Origin of the sequence: Actinoplanes sp. NPDC048967, assembly GCF_040649415.1 — a bacterium.
Taxonomy (GTDB): Bacteria; Actinomycetota; Actinomycetes; order Mycobacteriales; family Micromonosporaceae; genus Actinoplanes.
This window is the reverse complement of the sequence record NZ_JBEZFL010000005.1, coordinates 373,311-395,881: the sequence shown is the minus strand read 5'-3', so window position 1 is coordinate 395,881 and position 22,571 is coordinate 373,311. Positions and strand designations below refer to the sequence as shown.

General features: G+C 72.7%; 18 protein-coding genes and 2 pseudogenes. 12 read left to right on the top strand and 8 right to left on the bottom strand.

Features of this window, described 5'->3' with window-relative positions:
- Nucleotides 1-2: 2 nt before the first annotated feature.
- The 3 genes from AB0C12_RS23610 to AB0C12_RS23600 are packed head-to-tail and all read left to right on the top strand — an operon-like array spanning nt 3 to nt 2,699.
- Complete coding sequence (locus tag AB0C12_RS23610) at nt 3-836, top strand: SDR family NAD(P)-dependent oxidoreductase (RefSeq protein ID WP_360551270.1); 834 nt, start codon at nt 3-5, stop codon at nt 834-836.
- 46 nt (nt 837-882) lie between these two features.
- The gene (locus tag AB0C12_RS23605) at nt 883-1,872 is read left to right on the top strand and encodes an ATP-binding cassette domain-containing protein (protein WP_360551268.1); all 990 of its coding nucleotides are present in this window, start codon (nt 883-885) and stop codon (nt 1,870-1,872) included.
- Nucleotides 1,869-2,699: an ABC transporter permease gene (locus tag AB0C12_RS23600; protein ID WP_360551266.1), complete on the top strand. Its 831-nt coding sequence runs from the start codon at nt 1,869-1,871 to the stop codon at nt 2,697-2,699. Before AB0C12_RS23605 ends, AB0C12_RS23600 begins: the two co-directional genes overlap by 4 nt.
- On the opposite strand, the gene AB0C12_RS23595 is transcribed toward AB0C12_RS23600, so the two are convergent.
- Nucleotides 2,696-5,830 (bottom strand): BTAD domain-containing putative transcriptional regulator, encoded by a 3,135-nt coding sequence (locus AB0C12_RS23595; protein ID WP_360551264.1) that lies wholly within the window; start codon nt 5,828-5,830, stop codon nt 2,696-2,698. The two genes, AB0C12_RS23600 and AB0C12_RS23595, sit on opposite strands and share 4 nt — an antisense overlap.
- 215 nt (nt 5,831-6,045) lie before the next feature.
- Here AB0C12_RS23595 and AB0C12_RS23590 point away from each other — a divergent pair.
- The 3 genes and pseudogenes from AB0C12_RS23590 to AB0C12_RS23580 form a co-directional block, all read left to right on the top strand.
- Nucleotides 6,046-6,096 (top strand): annotated as a pseudogene (locus AB0C12_RS23590) (hypothetical protein); the annotation flags it as partial.
- A gap of 79 nt (nt 6,097-6,175) precedes the next feature.
- Entirely contained in the window at nt 6,176-6,316 is a 141-nt protein-coding gene (locus AB0C12_RS23585; protein ID WP_360551262.1) for a transposase, read from the top strand.
- A 166-nt stretch (nt 6,317-6,482) separates the two neighbouring features.
- Nucleotides 6,483-6,782 (top strand): hypothetical protein, encoded by a 300-nt coding sequence (locus AB0C12_RS23580; protein ID WP_360551260.1) that lies wholly within the window; start codon nt 6,483-6,485, stop codon nt 6,780-6,782.
- Between the two features lie 36 nt (nt 6,783-6,818).
- Here the strand turns inward: AB0C12_RS23580 and AB0C12_RS23575 are convergent, their stop codons facing one another.
- Nucleotides 6,819-7,982 (bottom strand): hypothetical protein, encoded by a 1,164-nt coding sequence (locus AB0C12_RS23575; RefSeq protein WP_360551258.1) that lies wholly within the window; start codon nt 7,980-7,982, stop codon nt 6,819-6,821.
- Nucleotides 7,983-7,988: 6 nt separating this feature from the next.
- Nucleotides 7,989-10,130, bottom strand: coding sequence for an alkaline phosphatase family protein (locus AB0C12_RS23570; protein ID WP_360551256.1), 2,142 nt, complete (start codon nt 10,128-10,130; stop codon nt 7,989-7,991).
- A gap of 116 nt (nt 10,131-10,246) precedes the next feature.
- Here AB0C12_RS23570 and AB0C12_RS23565 point away from each other — a divergent pair, with 116 nt between their 5' ends.
- Both AB0C12_RS23565 and AB0C12_RS23560 read left to right on the top strand, forming a co-directional pair.
- The gene (locus tag AB0C12_RS23565; RefSeq protein WP_360551254.1) at nt 10,247-10,735 is read left to right on the top strand and encodes a DUF6174 domain-containing protein; all 489 of its coding nucleotides are present in this window, start codon (nt 10,247-10,249) and stop codon (nt 10,733-10,735) included.
- A gap of 142 nt (nt 10,736-10,877) precedes the next feature.
- Nucleotides 10,878-11,981 (top strand): annotated as a pseudogene (locus tag AB0C12_RS23560) (glycosyl hydrolase family 18 protein); the annotation flags it as partial.
- Here AB0C12_RS23560 and AB0C12_RS23555 read toward each other — a convergent pair.
- The 3 genes from AB0C12_RS23555 to AB0C12_RS23545 form a co-directional block, all read right to left on the bottom strand.
- Nucleotides 11,978-12,778, bottom strand: coding sequence for a LamG-like jellyroll fold domain-containing protein (locus AB0C12_RS23555; RefSeq protein WP_360551252.1), 801 nt, complete (start codon nt 12,776-12,778; stop codon nt 11,978-11,980). The pseudogene AB0C12_RS23560 and the gene AB0C12_RS23555 sit on opposite strands and share 4 nt — an antisense overlap.
- A 163-nt stretch (nt 12,779-12,941) precedes the next feature.
- Nucleotides 12,942-14,450 carry an MFS transporter gene (locus AB0C12_RS23550; RefSeq protein ID WP_360551250.1) on the bottom strand — a complete coding sequence of 503 codons (1,509 nt, stop codon included), beginning with the start codon at nt 14,448-14,450 and terminating at the stop codon, nt 12,942-12,944.
- Nucleotides 14,451-14,580: 130 nt separating this feature from the next.
- Complete coding sequence (locus tag AB0C12_RS23545; RefSeq protein WP_360551248.1) at nt 14,581-15,906, bottom strand: NAD(P)/FAD-dependent oxidoreductase; 1,326 nt, start codon at nt 15,904-15,906, stop codon at nt 14,581-14,583.
- 84 nt (nt 15,907-15,990) lie between these two features.
- Here AB0C12_RS23545 and AB0C12_RS23540 point away from each other — a divergent pair, with 84 nt between their 5' ends.
- On the top strand, nt 15,991-17,793 hold the full coding sequence (locus AB0C12_RS23540) for a glycoside hydrolase family 15 protein (protein WP_360551246.1): 1,803 nt from the start codon (nt 15,991-15,993) through the stop codon (nt 17,791-17,793).
- Between the two features lie 2 nt (nt 17,794-17,795).
- On the opposite strand, the gene AB0C12_RS23535 is transcribed toward AB0C12_RS23540, so the two are convergent.
- Complete coding sequence (locus AB0C12_RS23535; protein WP_360551244.1) at nt 17,796-18,746, bottom strand: sporulation protein; 951 nt, start codon at nt 18,744-18,746, stop codon at nt 17,796-17,798.
- A gap of 332 nt (nt 18,747-19,078) precedes the next feature.
- Between AB0C12_RS23535 and AB0C12_RS23530 the strand changes: the two genes are divergently transcribed.
- Genes AB0C12_RS23530 through AB0C12_RS23520 form a run of 3 tightly spaced genes read left to right on the top strand, consistent with a single transcriptional unit; the run spans nt 19,079 to nt 21,846 of the window.
- Nucleotides 19,079-19,609, top strand: a complete 531-nt coding sequence (locus AB0C12_RS23530) for a SigE family RNA polymerase sigma factor (protein ID WP_360551955.1) — start codon at nt 19,079-19,081, stop codon at nt 19,607-19,609.
- The gene (locus tag AB0C12_RS23525) at nt 19,606-20,775 is read left to right on the top strand and encodes a hypothetical protein (RefSeq protein ID WP_360551242.1); all 1,170 of its coding nucleotides are present in this window, start codon (nt 19,606-19,608) and stop codon (nt 20,773-20,775) included. The genes AB0C12_RS23530 and AB0C12_RS23525 overlap by 4 nt, the downstream gene beginning before the upstream one ends.
- 42 nt (nt 20,776-20,817) lie before the next feature.
- Nucleotides 20,818-21,846, top strand: a complete 1,029-nt coding sequence (locus AB0C12_RS23520; RefSeq protein WP_360551240.1) for a YbhN family protein — start codon at nt 20,818-20,820, stop codon at nt 21,844-21,846.
- Here AB0C12_RS23520 and AB0C12_RS23515 read toward each other — a convergent pair.
- Nucleotides 21,812-22,531, bottom strand: coding sequence for a tetratricopeptide repeat protein (locus AB0C12_RS23515; RefSeq protein WP_360551238.1), 720 nt, complete (start codon nt 22,529-22,531; stop codon nt 21,812-21,814). The two genes, AB0C12_RS23520 and AB0C12_RS23515, sit on opposite strands and share 35 nt — an antisense overlap.
- Nucleotides 22,532-22,571: the final 40 nt, after the last annotated feature.

The following is a 22,571-nucleotide window of genomic DNA, read 5'->3' as shown; positions in this document are numbered from 1 at the left end:
CCGTGGAACGCTTCGCATTCGCCGGGCGCACGTGTGTCATCACGGGCGCGGCCAGCGGCATCGGCGCCGCGCTCACCCTCGACCTGGCCCGGCGCCGGGCTGAGCTGGCCCTGGTCGACCGGGACGCCGAAGGGCTGGAGCGGGTCGCCGCGCTGGCCCGCGAGCTGGGCGCACCGGAGGTCAGCACCCACGTGGTGGACCTGTCCGACGGCGGCGACCGCCTCGACCTGGCCGCCACGGTCGCCGAGCGCCACGGCGGCGCCGACCTGCTGGTCAACAACGCCGGGGTGGCTCTGAGCGGCACGTTCGAGCAGGTCAGCATGAAGGACTTCGACTGGTTGATGGAGATCAACCTGCACGCCGTGGTCCGCACGACCAAGGCGTTCCTGCCGCAGCTGCTCAGCCGCCCGGGCGCCCACGTGGTCAACATCTCCAGCCTGTTCGGCCTCATCGCACCCCCGACCCAGGTCGCCTACGTGACCAGCAAGTACGGCGTACGCGGGTTCTCCGAGGCGCTGCGGCACGAGCTGGCCGGCCAGGTCGGCGTCACGGTGGTGCACCCCGGCGGCATCAGGACCAACATCGCCACCAGCGCCCGGCTCAGCGGCCCGGACGTGGACGGCAAGCAGGCCGCGCAGGCCGCCGAGTTCACCCGCAGGGCGCTGACGCTGCCGCCCGAGGAGGCGGCCAAGCTGATCGTGGCGGCCGTCCAGGCCCGCAAGCCGCGCCTGGTGATCACGCGGGCGGCCAAGCTGGCCGACGTGCTGGCCCGGGTCGCGCCCGGCCGCTACTGGAACGTCATCCAGCGCCAGCTCGACAAGCGGAACCTCATGTAGGCGCCGTGTCGGTGCCGTGTCAGCGGGCCCGCGCACCCTGGAGAGCATGACAGCTGATCTCGTGATCGAGGCCGAGGGTCTCGTCAAGCACTTCGGGTCGACGAAAGCCCTGCAGGGCGTCGACCTCGCCGTGCCCCGGGGGACCGTGCTCGGCGTCCTGGGGCCCAACGGCGCGGGCAAGACCACCGCCGTCCGCATCCTCTCCACCCTGCTCACGCCCGATGCCGGCCGCGCCCGGATCAGCGGCTTCGACGTCGTCCGCGACGCCGAGCGGGTCCGTCAGGTGATCGGCCTGACCGGCCAGTACGCCTCGGTCGACGAGGACCTGACCGGCCGGCAGAACCTCGAGCTCTTCGGCACGCTGCTCGACCTGGGCCGGGCCGGTGCCCGCCGGCGGGCCGCCGAGCTGCTCGACTGGTTCGACCTGACCGACGCGGCCGGCCGCCAGGCCAAGACCTACTCCGGTGGCATGCGGCGGCGCCTCGACCTGGCCGCGAGCCTGGTCGGCTCCCCCGACGTGATCTTCCTGGACGAGCCCACCACCGGCCTGGACCCGGCCAAGCGCGAGGACATGTGGGACGTGGTCCGCTCGCTGGTGGCAGCGGGTTCCACAGTGCTGCTCACCACGCAGTACCTGGAGGAGGCGGACGCACTGGCCGACGCGATCACGGTGATCGACCACGGCCGGGTCATCGCGCACGACACCCCCGAGGGACTCAAGCGGGTGGTCGGCGGCCAGACCCTGGAGGTACGCCCGTCCGACGCGACGCAACTCGACCTGACCGCCGCGATCCTGTCCGAGGTGTCCTCGGGAGCGCCGGCCGACGAGATCCGCAAGGGCATGCTCGCCGTACCGGTCACCGACGACAGCGCGCTGACCGAAGCGGTGGCCCGGCTCGCCGCCGCGGGCGTCGCGGTCACCGAGCTCTCGCTGCACCTGCCCAGCCTCGACGAGGTCTTCTTCACCCTCACCGGGCGCACCGCCTCTGACGACGACACCACGACCACCACGATCAAGGAAGAGGTGGCGGCATGACCACGACCCTCAACGCACCCCGGACCAGCCGGCCGGTCATGCCCGCGGCCGTGCAGCCGCATCCACGACCGTTCCGGCTCGCGCGGCACTCCTTCGCGCTCGCCAAACGCAGCCTGATCAAGACGGCCCGGACGCCCGAGGCGCTCATCGACGTGACGTTGCAGCCGGTGCTGTTCCTGATCATCTTCGTGTACGTCTTCGGCGGCGCGGTCGCCGGTTCCACCCACGACTACCTGCAGTTCCTGCTGCCCGGCATCCTGGCCCAGACGATCGCGACCGGCTGCATCGCGATCGGCGTCAACCTCAACACCGACATCGCCAAGGGCATCTTCGACCGCTTCCGGTCACTGCCGGTGCCCCGCTCGGCGCCGCTGCTGGGCGCGGTCCTCGGCGACATCGTCCGGTACGTGATCGTCACGCTCTCCACGCTGGCGATCGGTTACGTGATGGGCTTCCGGATCACCACCGACCCGCTGAGCGCCGTCGCGGGTTGCGCGCTGGCCGTGCTCTTCGCGCTGTGCCTGAGCTGGCTGCCGGTGTTCGTGTCGATGAAGGTCCGTACCCCGGGTGCGGTCCAGGGCCTGATGTTCGCGCTGATCATGCCGCTGAGCTTCGCGTCCAACGTGTTCGTCGGGACCAGTACGCTGCCGGGCTGGATGCAGAGCTTCGTCGACGTGAACCCGCTGACCCACCTGGTCGGCGCGGTCCGGGGCCTGTTCCTCGGTTCGCCGATCGGCAACCACGTGTGGTGGACCCTCGCCTGGTGCGCCGGCTTCGTGGTGGTGTTCATGCCGCTGGCGCTGCGGGCGTACCGGAAGAAGGTTTAGAGCAGGTCGGCCATGAGCTCGCGGATTCTCGAGCTCATGGCCGTCGCCGCTCGCGGCGCGAGCGCGGCCAGCAGCTTCCGGCGGTCGTCCTCGCCGCCGAGGACGGCGTCCAGGCGACCGTCCTCCCCCGGCGGGAACAGGCTCCCGACGTTGGCGCCGATCCGCATCCCGAGGGTCCACAGATCACGCGCGGTCGCGTCGGCGCCGCGGAAGGCCGCGAGCTCGGCCCCGCCCAGCGCCCATATCCCGAGCAGCGGATTGTCGTGGGCGGGCAGGGCCTCGTCCCGGGCGAGCCGCAACAGTGCCACCGCTCCGGCGTCGGCGTCCGGGTCCGGCTGGGCCTGCGCCACCCGCAGGCGCAGCACCGCCACCGCGACGCGGCAGACGACCCGGGTCTGCGGCGACCGGTCGGCAGAGGCCTCGACGGTACGGCTGACCGCGTCGCCGTAGGCCAGTGCCTCGTCGTAGCGGCCCCGCCGGCAGGCCAGGTGGGCCAGACCCAGGTACGCCTGGGCGGCGTCGTTGTCGTCGGCCTGGCCGGAGGTCGCCAGCACCCGCAGGCGGTGCGCGGCGTCCGGGTCACCGGCCAGCGCCTGCTGCACGTCCAGCAGCACCCGGATCGACCGGGCGTCCTGCGTCGCGCCCACCAGTTCCATGTGCCGCACGCTGCGGCTCAGCCACCCGGCGGCGCGCTCTTCGCCGCGGGAGCTGATCCAGTGACCGGCGGCCTGGGAGGCCATCGCCATCCCCCAGTGGTCGCCGGCCACCTCGAACCGCTGGTACGCCAGTTCGGCGTCCTCGGCCGAGGCCTCGGCCATGCCGCCGTTCTCCCGCATCGCCGCCCGGATGAAGAACCCCAGTCCCTGCACGTACGGGTCGGGATGGTCGATCAGCTCGACGGCCCCCAGCATGGTGCGTTCCGGGTCGTAGGAGTCGAAGGCTGGGAGCGCCGACGCCAGTGCCCGCTCCCGGGAGGACACCTCGCCGGGCCGTTCGGCCAGCAGTTGCTTGAGGACGCGGCGGGCCAGCGCGATGAGCCGGGGCGGACCGGTGATGCCGGCGTTGAGCCCGGCGATCAGGCACATCCAGGCCAGCCGGTCGGCGTCGGGCAGCGGCAGACCGGCGGACCGGCCGTGCAGCAGCGCCGAACGACGGCGGGCCACCGGGTCGTCCAGTTGCAGCAGGTCGCCGGCCCAGGTGCTGACCTCGACGTGCAGCCCGCGGACGGTCCACACGTGGAAGAGCGCGGTGGCGATGTCGACGGCCGCCGGCTGATCGTCGTGAGCCAGGGCGAAGCGCAGACCGGCCAGCAGGTTCTCCTGCTCGGCGGCGCACTCGGCGAAGGCGTCGAGCTGCCCGGGACCGAGATAACGCGAGGTCAGGCCGACCGCCTGGGCCCGGGCCCACCGGGTCAGCCCGGCCGAGGCGGCCGGTGCGCCGGCGCCGAGCCGGGCCTCGCCGTACTCGCGGACCGTCTCGAGCATCCGGTAGCGCGGGCCGCTGCTCTCCGCGTCCAGGCTCACCAGCGACTGCTCGACGAGATCGGCCAGCGTCCGCCGGACATCCGGTCGCCCGGCCACCGCGGCGGCGAGCTCGGCGGTGAACGCGGCCGGGATGACCGCGAGGCGTTGCAGCAGTTCACGGGCGTCGGGATCGAGCAGCTCCCGGCTCCAGTCGACCATCGCCCACAGGCTCGCGTGCCGCTCCGGCAGGCCGCGCAGGGCGTCGTCGAGCAGCGCGAACCGGTCACTTAGCCCGGCGAGGACGTCGTCGATGGGCATGTGCCGCAGTCGGGCCGCCGCCAGCTCCAGGGCCAGCGGCAGGTTGTCCAGGTGGTGGCAGAGGGCGAGCGCGCGATCCCGGTCCCAGGCCGGTACGGCCCCGGCCGCCCGCGCCCGGGTCTCCAGCAGCCGCAGCGCCTCCTGGTCCGGCAACGCCGCCAGCCGGTGCACCACCTCACCCACGAGCGCGAGCGGCGCCCGGCTCGTGGCCAGCACCGCGACCTCCGGCCCGGTGGCCGCGAGCAGATCGGCGACGACTGCCGCCGCGGCGTCCAGCACGTGCTCGCAGTTGTCCAGCACGATCAGCCCGTCGAGATCCGCGGCGACGGCGCGCAGGCGGTCCTGCGGGCTCAGCACCCGCCGCTCCAGCGTGATGCCGGGCGCGGCCGTGGTGTCCGCCCCGCCGAGCACGGCCAGCACGGCCGGCAGCACCTCGTCCGGGGCGCGCAGGCCGGCCAGTTCGACCACCCGGACCGGCCCGGCCGAGCGCCGGGCGACCTCGGCGGCGAGCCTGGTCTTGCCCGCCCCGCCGGTCGCCACGATCGTGACCAGCGGCGCCTCGGCCAGCGCGGCGGTCACCGTCAGCACATCGGACTCCCGCCCGACCAGCGCGGTCGCCGAACGCCGCCAGCCCCGCGGCAGCACGCTCACCGGCCGGTGTGGCGTCCCGGGCGGCTTCAGCTCACCGCGCAACAGAGCGAGATGGGCCTCGGCGAGCACCGGGGACGGGTCCGCGCCGTACCGGTCGGCCAGCTCCGCGCGAAGCCGCTCGAACACCTCCAGTGCCTCGGCGTCCCGGCCCTGAGCGGCGAGCACCCTGATCAGCAGGGCGGCGGCCGGTTCGTCGGGCGGGGTGTGTGCGGCCAACCGGCGCAGATCCGCCTCGTCGAACGCACCGGCGCCGGCCAGCGCGGCCTCGGCCCGCACCGCGGCCAGCTCGGCGAAAAGCCGCAGGTCCGCGGCCGGGGCCAGCTCGGGAACCTCGGGAAACCGCGCCCGGGCCTCGTCGGCCGCGGCCCGCGCGACCGTCGGATCGGTCGCGGCGCGTGCTTTGTCGATCAGCATCCGTACGGCGACCGCATCGACCTCGACCCGGTCCGCCGGCACCCGATAACCACCCGCGACCGCGTCAACGGGCACCCCGAGCCGCCGCACCCGGGAGATCAGGGCCTGCAACGCTCCGGCCGCATCGTCGGGCGGATCGCCCTGCCAGACCGCCTCGGCCAGCGCCACAGTGGAGACAATCCGCCCGCGGGCGCCGATAAGCTCCCGGAGCAGCGCAGCAAGCCGCTCACCCCGCACCGGCCGCCCGTCAACAGCCAGCGTCCCCAGCGTCGTGATCGCCAGCACACCTACCCCAGCCCCGGATTGCGCCGTCGTTGTCGAGGGCGCCAAAACAGACTAGGGGGTGTCTCGTAGATCATGGCGTCGCCGAGGCGAGGTTCAGGTCCCGCACCGCGAGGCGGAGGCTGGGCCCGCCGCAGGCCGTCATGATCTACGAGACACGTGTCGTTGGGTGAAGCCCGTGGGACGTGACACCGGTGCGTCGGCGGCTGGCCGAACGCATGAGTGGGGCGTTGCCGGGCCCGGCGTGGGCGATCGATGACACTGGCCTGCTCGAATACGGCACAGCGTCGCCGTGCGTGGCCCGCCGATACACCGGCACCGCCGCCCGGCTGGGGCTTGCGTCCGAGCGTGTTGGTGGCCGACGCGGGTTACGGCGACGCCGGCGAATTCCGGCAGTGCCTCGCCGCGCGCGGCATCGGCTACGCCGTGCAGGTCGCGCACACGGTCACCGCCTACCCGCTGAGCGCCGGACGCACGACGGTGCCTTGATGCGGCGATGGCCCTTACCCGAGGAAGATCTACCGGTCGCCCGCCGGCCCGGTCCGCGACCTGCTCTTGGCGGCCGGGCCCGGCGCGGCCCGGCGGGTGACCTGCAACGCCTGGACCCGAAATCCCTGCGCCCGGACCATGACAACGCCCAGCTAGGGGGTGAACCATGCCGGACCGACCGGAGATCGTCTGCATCTGTGGCTCCGTTCGATTTGCGGAGGAGATGCGTACGGCGAACCTTGAGCTGACCCTCGCCGGTGTCATCGTCGTCGCGCCGGGCGAAGCGGGCGAGTCGATCACCAACGAGCAGAAGAAGGCGCTGGACGCCCTTCACCTGCGCAAGATCGACCTGGCTGACCGGGTTCTGGTCGTCAATCCCGGCGGGTACATCGGCGAGTCCACGAGCCGGGAGATCGCCTACGCCCGCGCCATCGGCAAGCCGGTCTCGTTCACCGATACCGTCTGAAAGAAACTTCGCCTGCCCGCCCAGAAGCCCACCCGCCTAGAAGAACGTGAGGCGTTTGCGGTTCTGGCCGTTGATCGTCGTGAAGTCGCCGCCGGCGGCGATTCTGCTCTGGGGGCGGTCCACCGCCAGCGCGCGGACGCCGATCACCCCGTTCGCCTGCGGGGCCCACGGGGTCAGACCGCCCCGGCTGTCGATCGCCGCGAGTTTGACCCGGCTCACCGCGCCGTCGGTGCAGGCGCCCTGGTTGCCGTTGCGGTTGGTGAGGCAGGCCCGGTCGAAGTGGCCGCCCACGTAGACGATGCCGCCCAGCGTCGCGATCGCCACGGTGTCGCCGTCGAAGGTACGGGTCCAGCGGACCGTGCCGCCGGCCGAGTACGCGAGCACCTTCCCGCCCTGCCCGCCGGTGGCCGCGTAGACGCCGTTCGCGTCGGTGGCCAGCGCGTTGACCTGGGCCGGCGCGTTGGGCCGGAAGGCGCTGAACACGCCGCCGCTGGTGGCCGAGAGCGCGGCGATCCGCAGCGTCCCGCTCACTCCGTTGATCTTGTGGAAGGCGCCGCCGGCGTAGAGCCGGGAGCCGGCCAGGGTCAGGGTGTGGACGGAGTCGTCGGCGCCGGCCCGCCAGCCGCGGTCGAGGCCGCCGCCGGTCAGCGAGAACGCCGCCAGGTTGGACCGGGTGACGCCGTCGATCGAGGTGAAGCTGCCGCCGACGTACAGCCGGCCGTTGCCGGCCGCGAGGGCGTACGGCGCCCCGGCCACCGAGTGCGAGAACGTGCCCACGTCGCCCGAGGTCGCGTCGATCCGGGCCAGTGCGTCGCGCCGCCAGCCGGAGACCCGGTGGAAGTCGCCGCCGGCGTACACCGAGGTGCCGATGACCGCCAGGGCCCGGACGGTGGCGTCGGCGGCCGGTGACCAGTTCAGCAACGCGCCGGAGGACGCGTCGAACGCGGCCAGCCGTTGCCGGTCGTAGGTGCGTCCGCCCCAGCCGACGCTGGTGAAGGAGCCGCCGACGTAGACGGTGCTGCCGCGGTACGCGACCGCGTACACGGAGCCGTTGAACAGCGGGGCCTTGCCGGGGCTGGCGCTGACCGCTCGCACCGGGGCCGCCCCGGAGGCGATGACGACGGCGGTAGCCGCGCCGACGGTCAGCAGACGACGGGAGGTGGTACGCAGCGAACTACGTACGAACTGGAAGAAACGCACACAGGCTTAACCGTCGCGGCTGGGCGAAAGTCGCGCCGCCGCGCCGTCATGCTGCGCGCCACGCGGGGCCAGGTCGGCCAGCTGGAGCTTTTCGCCGGTGACGAGCTCGTCCTGGGCCGCCGGCAGGGTGCGCAGTCCGAGCATCGCCAGCCACTCGACGAGCTGCCGGTGCAGGGCGTCGGGGCCGGTCAGGTCGCCCTGGGTGATCGGCCACTCGGCCGGGTGCACCAGCATCGCCTCGGTCTGCCAGCCGCCCAGCCCGCCGTGCGAGCCGACGAGCTCCTCGAAGGCCGCCACCTCGTCGGTGACGGGGTCGACCGAGCTGATCAGCACCAGGTCACCGATGTGCTCGGCCTTCTGGTGCCGCAGCAGATCGGCCCGGGCATGCGGCCCGTACGGCAGCAGCGGGTCGACGCCCTCCACCGTCCCGTCGGCGAGCCGGTGGCTGCCGGCAGCCCCGACGGCCACCGGCCCGCCGTCGTCCACGATCACCAGGCCGACCCCGGGATGCCCGGTCAGCCCGGGAATGAGCTGCGGATACTCCCGGTCGATGGTGGCCCGGTCGACCCGCCGCGGGAACCGGGTCAGGTAGATCAGCGCCAGGTTGCCGGACGAGACGACGAGCAGCGGCGCGATCGGCGACGGCGGGAAGCCGGGCTCCGCGGTGGCCTCGGACTCCGCCGGGGTCGAGGGGGCGTCGGCCGGGCACGCGGAGAAGCGTTCGACCGCCTGCTCCAGCGTCTCCCCGTGCCGCTGGCGGAAGGTGGCGCCCTGGCTCTGGCCGTGGTCGGAGAGCACGACGATCTGATACTTGCGGGCCGCCTCGGGCTCCAGGCGTTCGATCACGCCGAGCATCCGGTCCAGGCTCTCCAGCTGCCGCATCGACTCGGGGCGGGCCGGGCCGGCGTGGTGGGCCACCTCGTCGTAGTCGACCAGGTCGCAGTAGACGGCCGGGGCGCCGCGGGCCATCTGCTCGGCGATCAGCGACACGTTGACGTCGCGCAGCAGCATCGAGGCAGGCCGCAGCGCCAGGAACGCGCCGGAGCGGCTCACCCGGGGCTGCAGATTGCGGCGGCGCTGGAGGCGGGCCTGGTGCAGCTCGGTGAAGACCTCACCGACGCCGAGCACCAGGGCCCGGGTGAAGCCGAACGGGCTGGCCATGAACGCGGCCCAGCCCCGGGCCGAGCGGCCGGGCAGGGCGGCGTGGCTGACGGTGAGCAGGCTGATCGCGGCGTCGCCGGAGAACGCGTTGCCGATGCTGACGCCGCCGTCGCGGAGCAGCCCCCGGCCGTCGGAGAGCCGCGGTTCGATCATCGCCGCGTCGCGGGGGCGGTTGGACACCATCAGCCGGCCGGTCGCCTTCTCGTACCAGCGGAAGGCCGGGATCTGCCGGGAGGCGCCGTGCAGGATGCCGGCCTGCGCGGCGGGCGTGGTCGACGGCAGGCCGGTGTGCCAGCCGCGCATGGCGTGGGTGCCGCTGCGCAGCCAGCGCCCGATGGTGGGCAGGTTGCCGGCGCGTACGGCCCAGCGCAGCACCGGCTCGCTCACCCCGTCGAGCTGCACCATCAGCAGGCCGGGCTCGGTGCCCGGCTGCGGCCGGCGCAGGGTGAGCAGCCGGCCGCCGCCCTGCCGGGCCTGGCGCCGCCGGATGCCGCGCATGAGCCGGCGGGCCTCCTTGACGAACGTGTCCTCGGTGCCGCTGTCGGCCATCCAGTCCAGGATCGCCGCGCAGACCACCGCCAGCAGCGCCGCGACCCCCACCGTGGGCCAGCCGCTGAGCCGCTTGGACGGGTCCAGCTCCAGGGCCACCGCCATCACGATGACCTGGGCGGTGACGCCGAGCAGCATGGCTCCCCAGCCGCCCAGCGCGACGACGCCGGCGAGCAGCAGCGGGCGCAGCACCGCACCGACCGCGGCGACCAGCAGCACCAGGCCGAGGGTGTCGACCACGTCCGTGCTGCGGACCCCGGGCATCAGCCACAGAGTGAAGGTGAGCACGACGAAGGTGGTGAGCGCGCTGCGGAAGACGGCCCGGGCCCGGTTGACGACCCGGGGCCAGGCGAACAGGGCACGCAGTTCCGCCCGGCGGTTCCGGGCACCGGGAACCGGCACGGGATCCCGCGGGCTGCCCCCTGTGCTTACGGCCACCCGAAAACGATCGCACAAGGCGTGCGGCTGCGGTTCCCCGCGTAGCGAACGCCACTCGCAGGGCGGGCGGAACCGGTCACCCGGCCGGCCCGTCGTACCGGACAGCGTCGACTTCCGTGGAGGACTCTGTGCGCGTCAAGACGGTTCTGCCCACCCTGCTGCTGCTCACCCTCGCCGGCGGTTGCGCCGGTCAGCAGGCCGGCGGCGCGCCGGAGCCGGCCGCCGCCACCTGGACCCCGCCGGCCAAGTACGGCTTCGTCCTCGACTCCCAGTGCGGCGAGCGGGCGCTCATCGGCCGGTTCCGGGTGACCGTGCAGGACGACAAGGTGGTCCGCACCGAGGGCCTCGACGACAGCGCGCGGCGGGCGCTCATGCTGCGCCTCGCCGATCTGGTCCCGACGCTGCGGCAGCTGGAGGAAGAGGCGGAGACCGCGCGGCGGGACGGCGCCGACGTGGTGGAGGTCGAGCGGGACAGCACTGATGCCCATCCCACCCGGATCAAGATCGACCCGTCGCGTGACGCCGTGGACGACGAGGCCTGCTACACGATCGAGGAGTACACGATCGGGTTAATGAGCGGCCCGTCGCCGTCGCCGTCGCGATAGGTTCGGGGCTCGGCGAGGGACTGGGGAGGCCCGCATGCGGGTCGGACCCGTCGTCCTGGCGGCAGCACTGCTGCTGACCGGCGCCTGCGACTCATCTGCGCCGGAGCAGCCGGCGCCCGCGCCGGCTGCTCCGGCCGGGCAGCGCGTCGTCGGCTACTTCACCGACTGGGGCGTCTACGGCCGCAACTTCCAGGTGCGCAACGTCGAGGCCAGCGGTGCGGCCGCCGGGCTCACCCATCTGGTGTACGCGTTCGGCAAAGTCACCGACGGCGGTTGCCGCACCAGCGACAAGTGGGCCGACTACGAGAAGCCGATCGCCGCGCCGGACAGCGTCGACGGGGTGGCCGACACCCCGGGCCAGGGTCTGCGCGGCAACTTCGGTCAGCTCCGCAAGCTCAAGGCCCGCCATCCCGGGCTCCGGGTGATCTGGTCGTTCGGCGGCTGGACCGGCTCGAAGGGTTTCACCGCGGCGGCCGGTGATCCCCGCGCGTTCGCCGGGTCCTGCCGTGCGCTGCTGAGGGACTCCCGCTGGGCGGATGTCTTCGACGGGATCGACATCGACTGGGAATACCCGAACGCCTGCGGACTGGTCTGCGACAAGAGCGGGCCGGGAGCGCTGGCCGGGCTGATCGGGGCCCTACGCGCCGAGCTGGGCCCGAAGGCGCTGGTCACCGCGGCGGTGCCGGGTGACCCGGGCAAGCTGGCGGCCGCCGATTACGCCACCGCGGCGCGCGATGCCGACTGGCTCAGCGCCATGACCTACGACTTCTTCGGCACCGGTGGCGGGCCGGGACCGACGGCGCCGCATTCGCCGCTCACCGCGTACCCGGGCATCCCACGCGCCACCGCGACCACCGACGCCGCGATCAGCAAGCTGATCTCGATGGGTATCCCGGCGCCGAAGGTGCTGCTGGGCGTGGGTTTCTACGGCCGCGGGTGGGCCGGGGTCAGCGCCGCGGCGCCGGGCGGCCGGGCGACCGGGCCGGCGCCGGGCAGCACCGAGAAGGGCATCGAGGACTACGCGGTGCTGCGCCGGACGTGCCCGCCGACCGGCACGGCCGGCGGGACGGCCTACGCACTGTGCCGTGGCCAGTGGTGGAGCTACGACACCCCGGAGACCATCAGGACCAAGATGGCGTACGCCCGCAGCCGCGGTCTCGGTGGCGCGTTCGCCTGGGAGCTCTCCGGCGACACCACGGACGCCCAGCTGGTCGGCGCGATGGCCGCCGGCCTGCGGGACAGCTAGCCGATCCGCACCCAGACGTCGTCCAGGGTGCCCTGGAACTGGTCGTTGTCGGAGTAGGCGCCCTTGCCGCCGATGCTGAGCGGGCGGTCGTTGGCCACCGACAGGCCGGCCGCGATGGCCCGGTTGCCCCGCACCGCACCGTCCACGAGCACGGTCAGAGCGGTCGCCGTACGCCGGCACTCCACCGCGTGCCAGGTGCCGTCGGCAACCGAAACCGTGCTGGTGACGAGCTTGATGCCGGGGCGGGCGCCGACCAGCACACAGCTCGCCCGGCCGGCGGCCCCGTCCACCTGCAACTTGTACTGGCTGCTGGTGGCCGAGTAGCCCTTCTGCACGACGTTCTGGCCCTTGCTGGTCTGGCTGCGCGACAGCAGCACCCTGGCGCCGTACGAGATCGCTCTGGTGCCCGGGTTGAGGTTCGCCGCGCTGGGGCTCTGCAGTGCGGCGTGCGGGCACCGCTTCTTGCCGGTGCACTTGCCCGGGAAGCGCAGCGCGTGGCCCTGGCCGCGCCGGACCATGCTCACGGTGCCACCGTTGCCGGTGATCAACCGGAGCGTGTGGCCGTTGCCGGATTCGTCGGTGATCGAGGTGGCCCGGCCGCCGTCGAAGCCGTACCGCGCGACCAGGGTCCCCCCGGTGGCCGCCCTGCTCACCTGCGCGGCGTCCGCCGCGGTACGGGTCGCCGTCACCGTGGCGGAGGGCGTGCCGACCTGCTCATGGGCCGAGGCCGCGTCCGGCACGGAGCCGGCGAGCAGGCCGGCGAGAACCGCGGGGACGACAAGAGAACGAGATCGCATGTCCGAATTATTACTTGTGAACCATTTGGTAGGTCAGTCAACCGCCTACGACGGTCGGCCGATCATGGTGACTTTTCGGACTAATTACCGCCCGTAACCACGAACGCGCCCCGGCCGCGATCGGCCGGGGCGCGTCCTGGGCCGGGATCCGGCCGAACGGTCCTCAGCCGACGTGGACCGCGGCCTCGCCGGTCGGCAGGTCTTCCTTGCCGACCTTGATGAACACCGCGGTGATGATGCCGGCGAGCAGGATCAGCCCGGCCGCCCAGGTGAACGCGTCGGCGTAACCGTCGACCTGCGCCTCCAGCTGCACCCGCGGCGAGGGCGGCTGGCCGGCGGTGAGGTGACTCGCGATGTACGCCGTGATGGCACTGGTGGCGATCGTGTTCAGCAGGGCGGTGCCGAGCGAGCCGCCGACCTGCTGGGTGGCGTTCAGCGCCGCGCTGGCCGCACCGGCGTCGTGATCGGGCACGCCGACCAGGGCCAGGCTGGACAGCGGCACGAACGTGAAGCCCAGGCCCAGGCCGAGCAGCAGCTGCGCCGGCATCAGGTGGGCCCAGAAGGAGGTGTCCAGGTCGATGAAGCGCAGCGAGATCATGCCGGCCGCGGCGAGCACCGGGCCGATCAGCATCAGGATCTTCGGGCCGATCCGGGGCAGCAGGTTCGACGCCACGGTGGCCGAGATCAGCACGCCGACCGTGGTCGGCAGCGAGGCGAAGCCGGCCTCCAGCGGGGTGTAGCCGAGCACGTTCTGCAGGAACAGCGTCAGGAACAGGAACGCGCCGAACAGGCCCGCGCCGACCAGCATCGAGGTCAGATAGGCGCCACCGCGGTTGCGGTCGAGCACGATCCGCAGCGGGAGCAGCGGGTTCCGGCTGGACCGCTCGATCAGCACGAAGATCACCAGCAGCAGCAGACCGGCACCGAGGAAGGCCCACGTGGTGCCCGAGTCCCAGCCCTTGTCCGGCTTGGCCGCCTGGGTGAAGCCGTAGACCAGCGAGGTCAGGCCCAGCGTGACGACGATCGCGCCGGGCACGTCGTACGAGGTGTCACCGTCGGACCTGCTCTCCGGCACCAGCGGGATCGCCAGGAACAGGGCCAGCAGGGCGATCGGGATGTTGACCAGCAGGCACCAGCGCCAGCTCGCGTACTCGGTCAGCACGCCACCGAGCAGCAGGCCGACCGCCGAGCCACCGCCGGCGATGGCGCCGTAGACCGCGAAGGCCTTGGCCCGCTCCCGGGCCTCGGTGAACAGCACGGTGAGCAGCGCCAGCGAGGCCGGGGCGAGCAGCGCGCCGAAAGCGCCTTGCAGGGCCCGGGCGCCGAACAGCAGTGGTCCCGTGGTGGCGAGACCGCCGATCGCGGACGCGACCGCGAAGCCGACGGCACCGACCATGAACGTGCGCTTACGCCCCCAGTAGTCGGCGATCCGGCCACCGAGCAGCAACAACCCGCCGAAGGCCAGCGTGTACGCCGTGATGACCCACTGCTGGTCGGCCACGGTGATGCCCAGGTCGAGCCGGGCGCTGGGCAGGGCGATGTTCACGATGGTGGCGTCGAGCACAACCATGAGCTGGGAGATGGCGATCACGCCGAGGGCGGCCCAGCGCCGGGGGTGCAGCTGGGGAGCGTGCTCCGGCCGCACTTCTGACGCTTCTGCGGCAGCGGACATCAGTCGTTCCTCTCGATATGCGGAGCCGGCCAGGACACCGTCCCGGACCGGCCCGCGCACCGAAGACTACTGAGATCCACTCCCGTAACCGGCCGCTGAGCTGGGAAATGAGACGCGGCTCGCACCTGGCTCAGGAGGGTGTCGGCTCCGCGGTGACCCCCGTGTCCGGCATCGCCTGCGGGAACGCACTGTCCAGGGGGACCGCTCCGGCCGCCACGAGTCCGAGCTGGACACCCTGCTTGGGCAGCACCGCGTCGAGCAGCCAGTCCGCGGCCACGCGCACCCTGTTCCCCGGCATCGACAGGAGGTGATAACCCCGGGTGACGACCTTGGCCGGGAAACCGGACAGCGGCACGCCGAGCGGGTTGGCCGCCGAGTCCAGCCCGCCGAGGTCCACCACGAAGCCGAGGTCGTGGTGCTTGTACGCGCGCCGCCGGCCCCGCCCGTACGAGGCGGCGATGTTCTTCGCGACCATGGTGCCCTGCCGGGTGGCGTGCTGGGCGGTCATCCCGGTGATCTCCCCCGGCCGGGTCAGGTCGGGCACCGCCGCCGCGTCCCCGCAGGCGTACACCTCCGGATGCCCCGGCACGTTGAGGAACTCGTCGACCACCAGCCGGCCGTGCGCGGTCGGCAGGCCGATGTCGGCGACCAGCGGGTCCGGGCGTACGCCGACACACCAGATCAGCGAGCGGGTCGGAACGAACGAGCCGTCGCTGAGCCGTACGCCGTGCTCGGTCGCCTGCTGGACCGAGCTCTTGAGCAGTACCTCGACGCCCCGCTCGCGCAGCACCCGGTCGGCGGCGGTGGCCAGGCGGGTGTCGAGGCTGGGCAGCACCCGCTCGGCCGTGTCGATCAACAGCCAGCGCGGCCGGCCCCGGAGGCTGTCGCGGTGCCTGGTCAGCGCCTCGGTGAACAGCACACCCTGGGCCGCCACCTCCGTACCGGTGTAGCCGGCGCCGACCACGACGAAGGTGGACCGGGCCGCGCGCTCGGCCTCGTCGGTGCTGGTGTCGGCCATCTCGATCTGCCGGGTGATGTGGTCGCGCAGGTACAGCGCCTCCGGGATGCCGCGGAAACCGTGCGCGTATTCGGTGACGCCGGGCACCGGGAGCAGCTTGTTGACGCTGCCGGCGGCGATGACCAGGCGGTGGTAGCCGAGACTGCCCTTGCCGCCCTCGGGGTCGGCGTAGGAGACCGTGCGCGCGTCGAAGTCGAAGCCGTCGACCTCGCCGAGGACGACCTTGACCCCGGGCAGGGTGGCGGCCAGCGAGACGGAGACCCGCCGCGGCTCCAGGATCCCGGCGGCCACCTCGGGCAGCAGCGGCAGGTAGAGGAAGTAGTCGGTGGGGTTGACGATGACGATCTCAGCCGCGCCGCGGGAGAGCCTGGACAGCGTGCGGGCGGCCTGGAAACCGGCGAAGCCGGCTCCCACGATGACGATCCGGGGGCGAGCCATTACGAGTCCTTCCGTCGTGACCGGTGCCCGGTCCACGCTACTTCCGCTGGGTAGAGACGCTGTCACTTCGGGTAAGAGCACCCCATGGCCCTGCCGATCGAGGACTACGCGATCATCGCCGACACCCAGACCGCCGCGCTGGTCGGCCGCAACGGCTCGATCGACTGGCTGTGCGTGCCCCGGTTCGACTCCGGGGCCATCTTCGCCGCGCTGCTGGGCAACGACGAGAACGGGCACTGGACGATCGCCCCGGCCGGCGAGATCCGTTCGGTGCGGCGCCGCTACCGCAGCGAGACGCTGGTGCTGGAGACCGAGTTCGAGACCGACGAGGGTGTGGTCCGGCTCGTCGACTTCATGCCGCCGCGCGGCGAGGCGCCGGACGTCATCCGCATCGTCGAGGGAGTCCGCGGGCGGGTCCCGATGACCATGCAGTTGCGGCTGCGCTTCGACTACGGGCACGTGGTGCCCTGGGTCTACCGGGAACAGGGTGACCTGGTCGCGGTGGCCGGGCCGGACGCGGTCTGGCTGCGGACGCCGGTCGAGACCCACGGTGAGAACCTGGCCACCCGCGCCGACTTCACCGTGGCGGCCGGTGACCGTACCCCGTTCGTGCTGACCTGGCGGCCCTCGCACCTGCCGCCGCCCGACCCGGTCGATCCGGTCGAGGAGCTCGGCGCCACCGAGGGTTACTGGCGCGGCTGGATCTCCGCCTGCACCTACGAGGGCGAGTGGCGCGACGCGGTGGTCCGCTCCCTGCTCACCCTCAAGGCACTGACCTACGCGCCGACCGGTGGCATCGTCGCCGCCGCGACCACCTCGCTGCCCGAGAAGCTCGGCGGCGTCCGCAACTGGGACTACCGCTTCTGCTGGCTGCGCGACGCGACCATCACCCTGCAGTCGCTGCTCTACTCCGGCTTCCAGAGCGAGGCCAAGGCCTGGCGCAAATGGCTGCTGCGGGCGATCGCGGGCGATCCGGCCGAGCTCCAGATCATGTACGGCGTGGCCGGCGAGCGCCGCCTCGACGAGTACCGCGCGGACTGGCTGACCGGCTACGACGGCAACCCGGTGCGAATCGGCAACGCGGCCGCCGAGCAGTTCCAGCTCGACGTGTACGGCGAGGTCATGGACGCGCTGCACCAGGGCCGGCGGGCCGGGCTCAAGGCCGACGACCCGGCCTGGGGACTCCAGGTCAAGCTGATGGATTTCGTACGGCGGCACTGGACCGAGCCGGACGAGGGCATCTGGGAGGTACGCGGCGGCCCCAAGCAGTTCGTGCACTCCAAGCTGATGGCCTGGGTGGCCGCCGACCGGGCGGTGAAGGCGGTCGAGGAGTTCGACCTGGACGGCCCGGTGCGGGAGTGGACCGAGCTGCGCGACGCCATCCGCGCTGACATCCTGGAGAAGGGCTACGACCGCGAGCGCCGCACGTTCACGCAGTTCTACGGCTCCGAGGAGCTGGACGCCGCCCTGCTCATGGTCCCGTTGGTCGGTTTCCTGCCGTCGGACGACGAGCGGGTCACCGGCACAGTCGCGGCGATCGAGGAGCACCTGCTCAAGGACGGTTTCGTGCAGCGGTACACCCAGCACCCGGACACCGATGTGGACGGCCTGCCGCCGGGCGAGGGCGCGTTCCTGGCCTGCACGTTCTGGCTCGCCGACAACTACGCACTGATGGGCCGGCACGACGAGGCGCGCGCGGTCTTCGAGCGGTTGCTGGCCCTGCGCAACGACGTCGGGCTGCTCTCCGAGGAGTACGACACCGAGGCCGGGCGGCTGGTCGGCAACTTCCCGCAGGCGTTCAGCCACGTGCCGCTGATCGACACCGCACGGACCCTCACGGACGCGGTCGCGGCCACCGAGGCCCGCGCCCGCGAGGGCCGCCGGTAGGACTACTCCTCGCCGCCGCCGTCGTCCTCGAAGACCTCGTCGATGACCTCGCCGGCCAGGTAGCCCGCGGCCATGCCACCCGCGACGCCGGCCACCATGCCGCCCATCCCGGAGCCGTGACCGCGGCCGTGGCCGCCGTGACCGTGGCCGCCGCCGTACGCGGGAACGCCGTAGCTCTGGTGCTGAGTGACGGCCTCGCGGACCCAGCCGTCGACGACCTGCACCCAGTCGGCGGTGTCCGCGTCGGAGTGCGGGACGGTGTAACGGCCGTACGCGTCGTGCCCGCCGCTGAACATGCCGCCGCGCTTGTCGAACTCCAGCACCACCTCGACGGTGTGCGGGTTGGTCACGAAGGTGAGCTCGACCTCGTTGACGCCGTGCGCGTACTGGGCCGGCGGGTAGTACTCGATCTCCTGGTAGAACGGCAGGCTCTGCTGCACGCCGGCGATCCGGCCGTACTCCAGGTCGGCGTGCTTGAACTGGAAGCCGAGCCGGGCGAACGCGTCCAGGATGCGTTCCTGCAGCGGCAGCGGGTGCACGGCGATCGGGTCCAGGTCGCCCTTGTCGACGGCCCGGGCGATGGCCACCTCGGTGCGTACGCCCATCGTCATGCCGCGCAGGTGCTGACCGTAGACGGCGGTGATCGGCGTCTCCCACGGCAGCACGAGCTGGAACGGCAGCGACAGTTCCTGCTTCTCGGCCAGGCGCAGCGGCCCGCTCACCCCGAGGCGGTGGAACTCGCCGGTGGCGCCGTACTCGCCCTGGCCGCCCTCGACCTCGACCCGGGTGACCAACCCCAGGGTGATGTGTTCGATCTCGACGTCATGGCTGCCACCGACCAGGTTGACCGTTCCGGTGAGCGTGCCGCCGGGACGCCCGGACGGCTCGGCCAGCACGGTGTCGACACTCGGCCCGCCCACACCGAAGGCACCCAGCATCTTCTTGAAGCCCACGAACACCCCTTAACCACCGACGACAGGTCGGGCAGAAGCTAACAACTCCGGCTGAATGCTTCCTGAGAAGGCGATACCACCGGAACTCGCTGACCGTTCGTACCAGAACGAATCGGCCGAACGTACTGTCACCCGTAGATCCACATCCGCGCGTCTTCCTGGCGTACGCGCGTGAGCCGGTGCTGGGTGGTAACGGGGGGCATCGGCTGGCGCGACCATCGAGGCACAGCGCGAGAAACCGGGTTCGGAGACGAGAAGTGAGCACTGACGCGGCGATTGACCGCCCGCTGTACGCTCACGACTCCTTCCGGACGCCGATCGGACAGCTGGGGATGGACGACGCTCGCGACTGTGCCTATGCGGATTTCGTTCGTGAGCGTTCCCATGCCCTGCTGCGCTCGGCCTTCCTGTTGACCGGCGACCAGCACCTCGCCGAGGACCTCGTGCAGGAGGCGCTGGCCCGCACCCACCGCGCCTGGTCCCGGCTGGAGAAGCCCAGCAACGCCGAGGCGTACGCCCGCAAGGTCATGTATCACGCCCAGGTCTCCCTCTGGCGGCGGCCGAAGGTCGCCGAGTCCCTGCCCGGCGACGACCTGGAACGCCACGGCGGCAGCACCGACGACCCCGCCGAGGCCGCCGTCCGCCGGGTCACCCTGCACCGGGCGCTGCTCTCGTTGAGCCCGAAACAGCGCGCGGTGATCGTGCTGCGCTACTTCGAGGACCACACCGAGGTCGAGGCGGCGCAGATGCTCGGCGTCTCGGTCAGCACGGTCAAGACCCAGTGCGGCCGCGCGCTGGACAAGCTCCGCACGCTGGTGCCCGATCTGCGGGTCCTGGCCGACGTGCACGAGGCCGGCCGATGACCGGGCCCGATCCGTTGCGCGACGAGCTGCGCGAGCTGGCCGACAACGTCGCGCCCGCCGACCTGTACGAGCGCTCGCTGGCCCGCTCGCGCCGGCTGGGCCGCCGCGAGGCCGCGGTGGGCACGACGGCCGCCGTGGTCGCCCTGGCGTTGCTGGGCAGTGGCCTGTGGCAGCTGCCCCGCTCCGGTCCGCGGCCGGCGGCGCCGGTGGCCGGTCCACCCCTCGCCCCCTCGGCCTCGGCCCCGGTCGCCACTGAGGACCGGAGCACCGCAACGGGCAGCCAGGCGGCGGCACCTCCGCGCAAGAGCCGGTCCGACCGGCCGCGGCCGGCCGCCACCACGAGCAGCCCGCGCTCGACGTCCATCGCGGACCTGCCGGGCCACATCTTCTACGCGGACCGCGGCGACGAGGGCCGCCTGGTCCGACTGACTCCGGGGGACCAGCTGGAGACGGTGCTCTCGAAGCCGTACGCGACGGTCGGCGTCTCCCCCGACGGAGCCCGGGTCGCCTACGTGGCCGACGGCAGTCTCATGGTGGTGGACACCGGCGGCGGCGAGCCCCAGCAGGCGTACGCGGGGACGACATCGGCGAGCCAGGCCCCGGCATGGTCCCCGGACGGTGCCCAGCTGCTCATCGACACCACCGAGCCGGCCGTGCTGGACGTGGCCTCGGGCGCCCTGACCCCGCTGCCCAGCGGCCTCGACGGCCAGCATTTCCGCTGGTCCGGTGACGGCTCCACGCTGGTCTACGGCACCGCCGGCTGCGGGCTGAAGGTCGCGGAGACGAACGCGCAGTCCGGCACGCCCGTGCCCGAGAGCGGCGACACAGGCGGGCGCGCCGCCTGCCGCCCGGTCAGCGTCGACGCCACCGGTGACCTCGTGACCGTGCACCTCGAGCAGAACACCGCGGACCCGGCCGGGACGGCGGACCCGGCCGCGGCGCCCGCCGACGCGGTGCTGGACACGGTGACCGGCGACATCGTCGACCTGCCGGTCTCCGGCCGCGTCATCGGCGCCGTCTTCGACCCGGACGGCAACCTGCTGGTCCGGACGTACCAGGACGGCAAGCGCAAGCTGTCCCTGTTCGCCCCGGACTTCACCCTGCTCCTGCGGGCCCGCGAGCCGGCCTATCTGCGGAGCCTGGCGCTGGTGGCCTACACCCGCTGAACGCCCTGCCGACCGGCGCGGATGGTGCGACGATGAGCGGCGATGGCCGTTTCGCAGGAGACCGTACCGCCGGCCTGGTGGCGCCGCACGCCGGCCGTCGTGGGCGTCATCGTGCTCATTCTCGGCACCGAACTGGTGATCGGGTGGTCGTCGCTGGCCGAGGCGGTGCATCAGCTGCGGACCCCGGCCTGGAACTGGGTCGCCGGCGCGGTCGTGGCCGAGATCGCCTCGATGGGCACCTACGCCCGGATGCAGCAGGCCCTGCTGCGCGGCGCCGGCACCAGCGTCCCGGTACGCCGGCACGTGGCGCTGGCGTACGCGGCCCACTCGCTGAGCGCGACCCTGCCCGGCGGCCCGGTCTTCTCCACCGCCTTCAACTTCCGCACCCTGCGCCGCTACGGTGCCTCCTCCGCGGTCGCCTCCTGGTGCATAGCGCTCAGCGGGGTGCTGTCGGCGGGCGCCCTGGTCGTGATCGGGGCGGTCTTCGGCATCCTGACCCGCAGCACCGGCAGCTGGCGGACGTTGCTCTGCTACATGGGCGGCGCGCTGGCCGTCGCGTTCCTGGTGCGCCTGGTCGCCCAGCACCCGGAGTGGCTGATCGGCCCGGCCCGGCGGCTGCTCAGCGGCGTCAACAAGGTGCGCCGCCGGCCCGGGGACTCCGGGCAGGCGCGGCTGGTGAACTTCGTCGACCAGCTGCGCTCGGTGCGGGTCCGCCCGGCCGATTTCACCCTCGCGGTGGTGCTGGCCGTGGCTAACTGGCTGCTGGACGCGCTGTGCCTGTGGATGTGCTGCATCGCGGTCGGCGCCACCGGCATCCATCCGGCCCAGCTGGTGATCGCGTATTGCGCCGGGATGGCCGCGGCCAGCGTGCCGATCGTGCCCGGCGGGCTCGGCGTGGTCGACGGCGCGCTGGTGCTGGGTCTGGTGGCGGGCGGGCTGACCAGCGCTTCCGCGGTGGCCGCGGTGGTGCTCTACCGGCTGATCAGCTTCGGCTTCATCATCGGTACGGGCTGGCTGGTCTGGCTGATCATGCGGGCTAGGGCAGGTACTCCTCGGGGCGTACCGGCATAGCCGCCCCACCCCCGCGCTTGCCGAAGAGCTTCCAGCCCCGCTTCTTCTTCTCCGGCGCCCGGACGTTCTCGCCGTTGAGCACCGCGAGCCGGTGCTGGGCGACCGGGTTCTCCGGCTCCAGCTTCAGCGAGATCAGGAACGCCTGGCGGGCCTGGTCGGCGTGCCCGAGCGCGTCCAGCGTCACGCCGTGGGTGAAGTAGTAGTGCGCCTCGTCGGGAGCCAGCCCGATGGCCGTGCGGGCGGCCTGCTCGGCGTCGGCGTACTGCCGATCGGCGGCCAGCAGCGACCAGGCGACCCGGTCGTGCCACAGCGGGTTCTTCGGCTCGACGATGACGGCCCGGTAGGCCATCGTCACCGCCTCCTCGTGCCGGCCCAGCAGCGTGAGCGCGCGGCTGGCGATGGCCAGCGGCCGGGGATCCTCCGGAACCAGCGCGATCGCCCGGTTCGCCGCGTCCAGGGCCTTGTCCACCTCGTCCAGCACGAGCCGGATGCGGGCCAGCAGGATCCAGCCGGGGGCGGACTGCGGGTCGGCGGCCAGCACCGGCTCGAGATGCGCCGCCGCGGCCGCCGGGTCCACCCGCTCGAAGAGGGCGGCGGCCCGCGCGACCCCGATCTCCGTGGGCGTGCTCAGCCCGGGCGCGCCGGGCTGCTGCACCCGCGCCCGCGCCGCGTCCAGGTCGGTCATCGCCTTGCTCCGGAGTTAAAGCTCACACCGCCATCATCGG

Bases quoted from the DNA above. Each gene is read 5' to 3' on its own strand.
- AB0C12_RS23550 (WP_360551250.1), bottom strand. From the start codon at position 14,450: ATGTCCGCTGCCGCAGAAGCGTCAGAAGTGCGGCCGGAGCACGCTCCC.
- AB0C12_RS23605 (WP_360551268.1), top strand. From the start codon at position 883: ATGACAGCTGATCTCGTGATCGAGGCCGAGGGTCTCGTCAAGCACTTC.
- AB0C12_RS23555 (WP_360551252.1), bottom strand. From the start codon at position 12,778: ATGCGATCTCGTTCTCTTGTCGTCCCCGCGGTTCTCGCCGGCCTGCTC.
- AB0C12_RS23525 (WP_360551242.1), top strand. From the start codon at position 19,606: ATGACCGGGCCCGATCCGTTGCGCGACGAGCTGCGCGAGCTGGCCGAC.
- AB0C12_RS23600 (WP_360551266.1), top strand. From the start codon at position 1,869: ATGACCACGACCCTCAACGCACCCCGGACCAGCCGGCCGGTCATGCCC.
- AB0C12_RS23520 (WP_360551240.1), top strand. From the start codon at position 20,818: ATGGCCGTTTCGCAGGAGACCGTACCGCCGGCCTGGTGGCGCCGCACG.
- AB0C12_RS23540 (WP_360551246.1), top strand. From the start codon at position 15,991: ATGGCCCTGCCGATCGAGGACTACGCGATCATCGCCGACACCCAGACC.
- AB0C12_RS23530 (WP_360551955.1), top strand. From the start codon at position 19,079: ATGGACGACGCTCGCGACTGTGCCTATGCGGATTTCGTTCGTGAGCGT.
- AB0C12_RS23580 (WP_360551260.1), top strand. From the start codon at position 6,483: ATGCCGGACCGACCGGAGATCGTCTGCATCTGTGGCTCCGTTCGATTT.
- AB0C12_RS23515 (WP_360551238.1), bottom strand. From the start codon at position 22,531: ATGACCGACCTGGACGCGGCGCGGGCGCGGGTGCAGCAGCCCGGCGCG.
- AB0C12_RS23545 (WP_360551248.1), bottom strand. From the start codon at position 15,906: ATGGCTCGCCCCCGGATCGTCATCGTGGGAGCCGGCTTCGCCGGTTTC.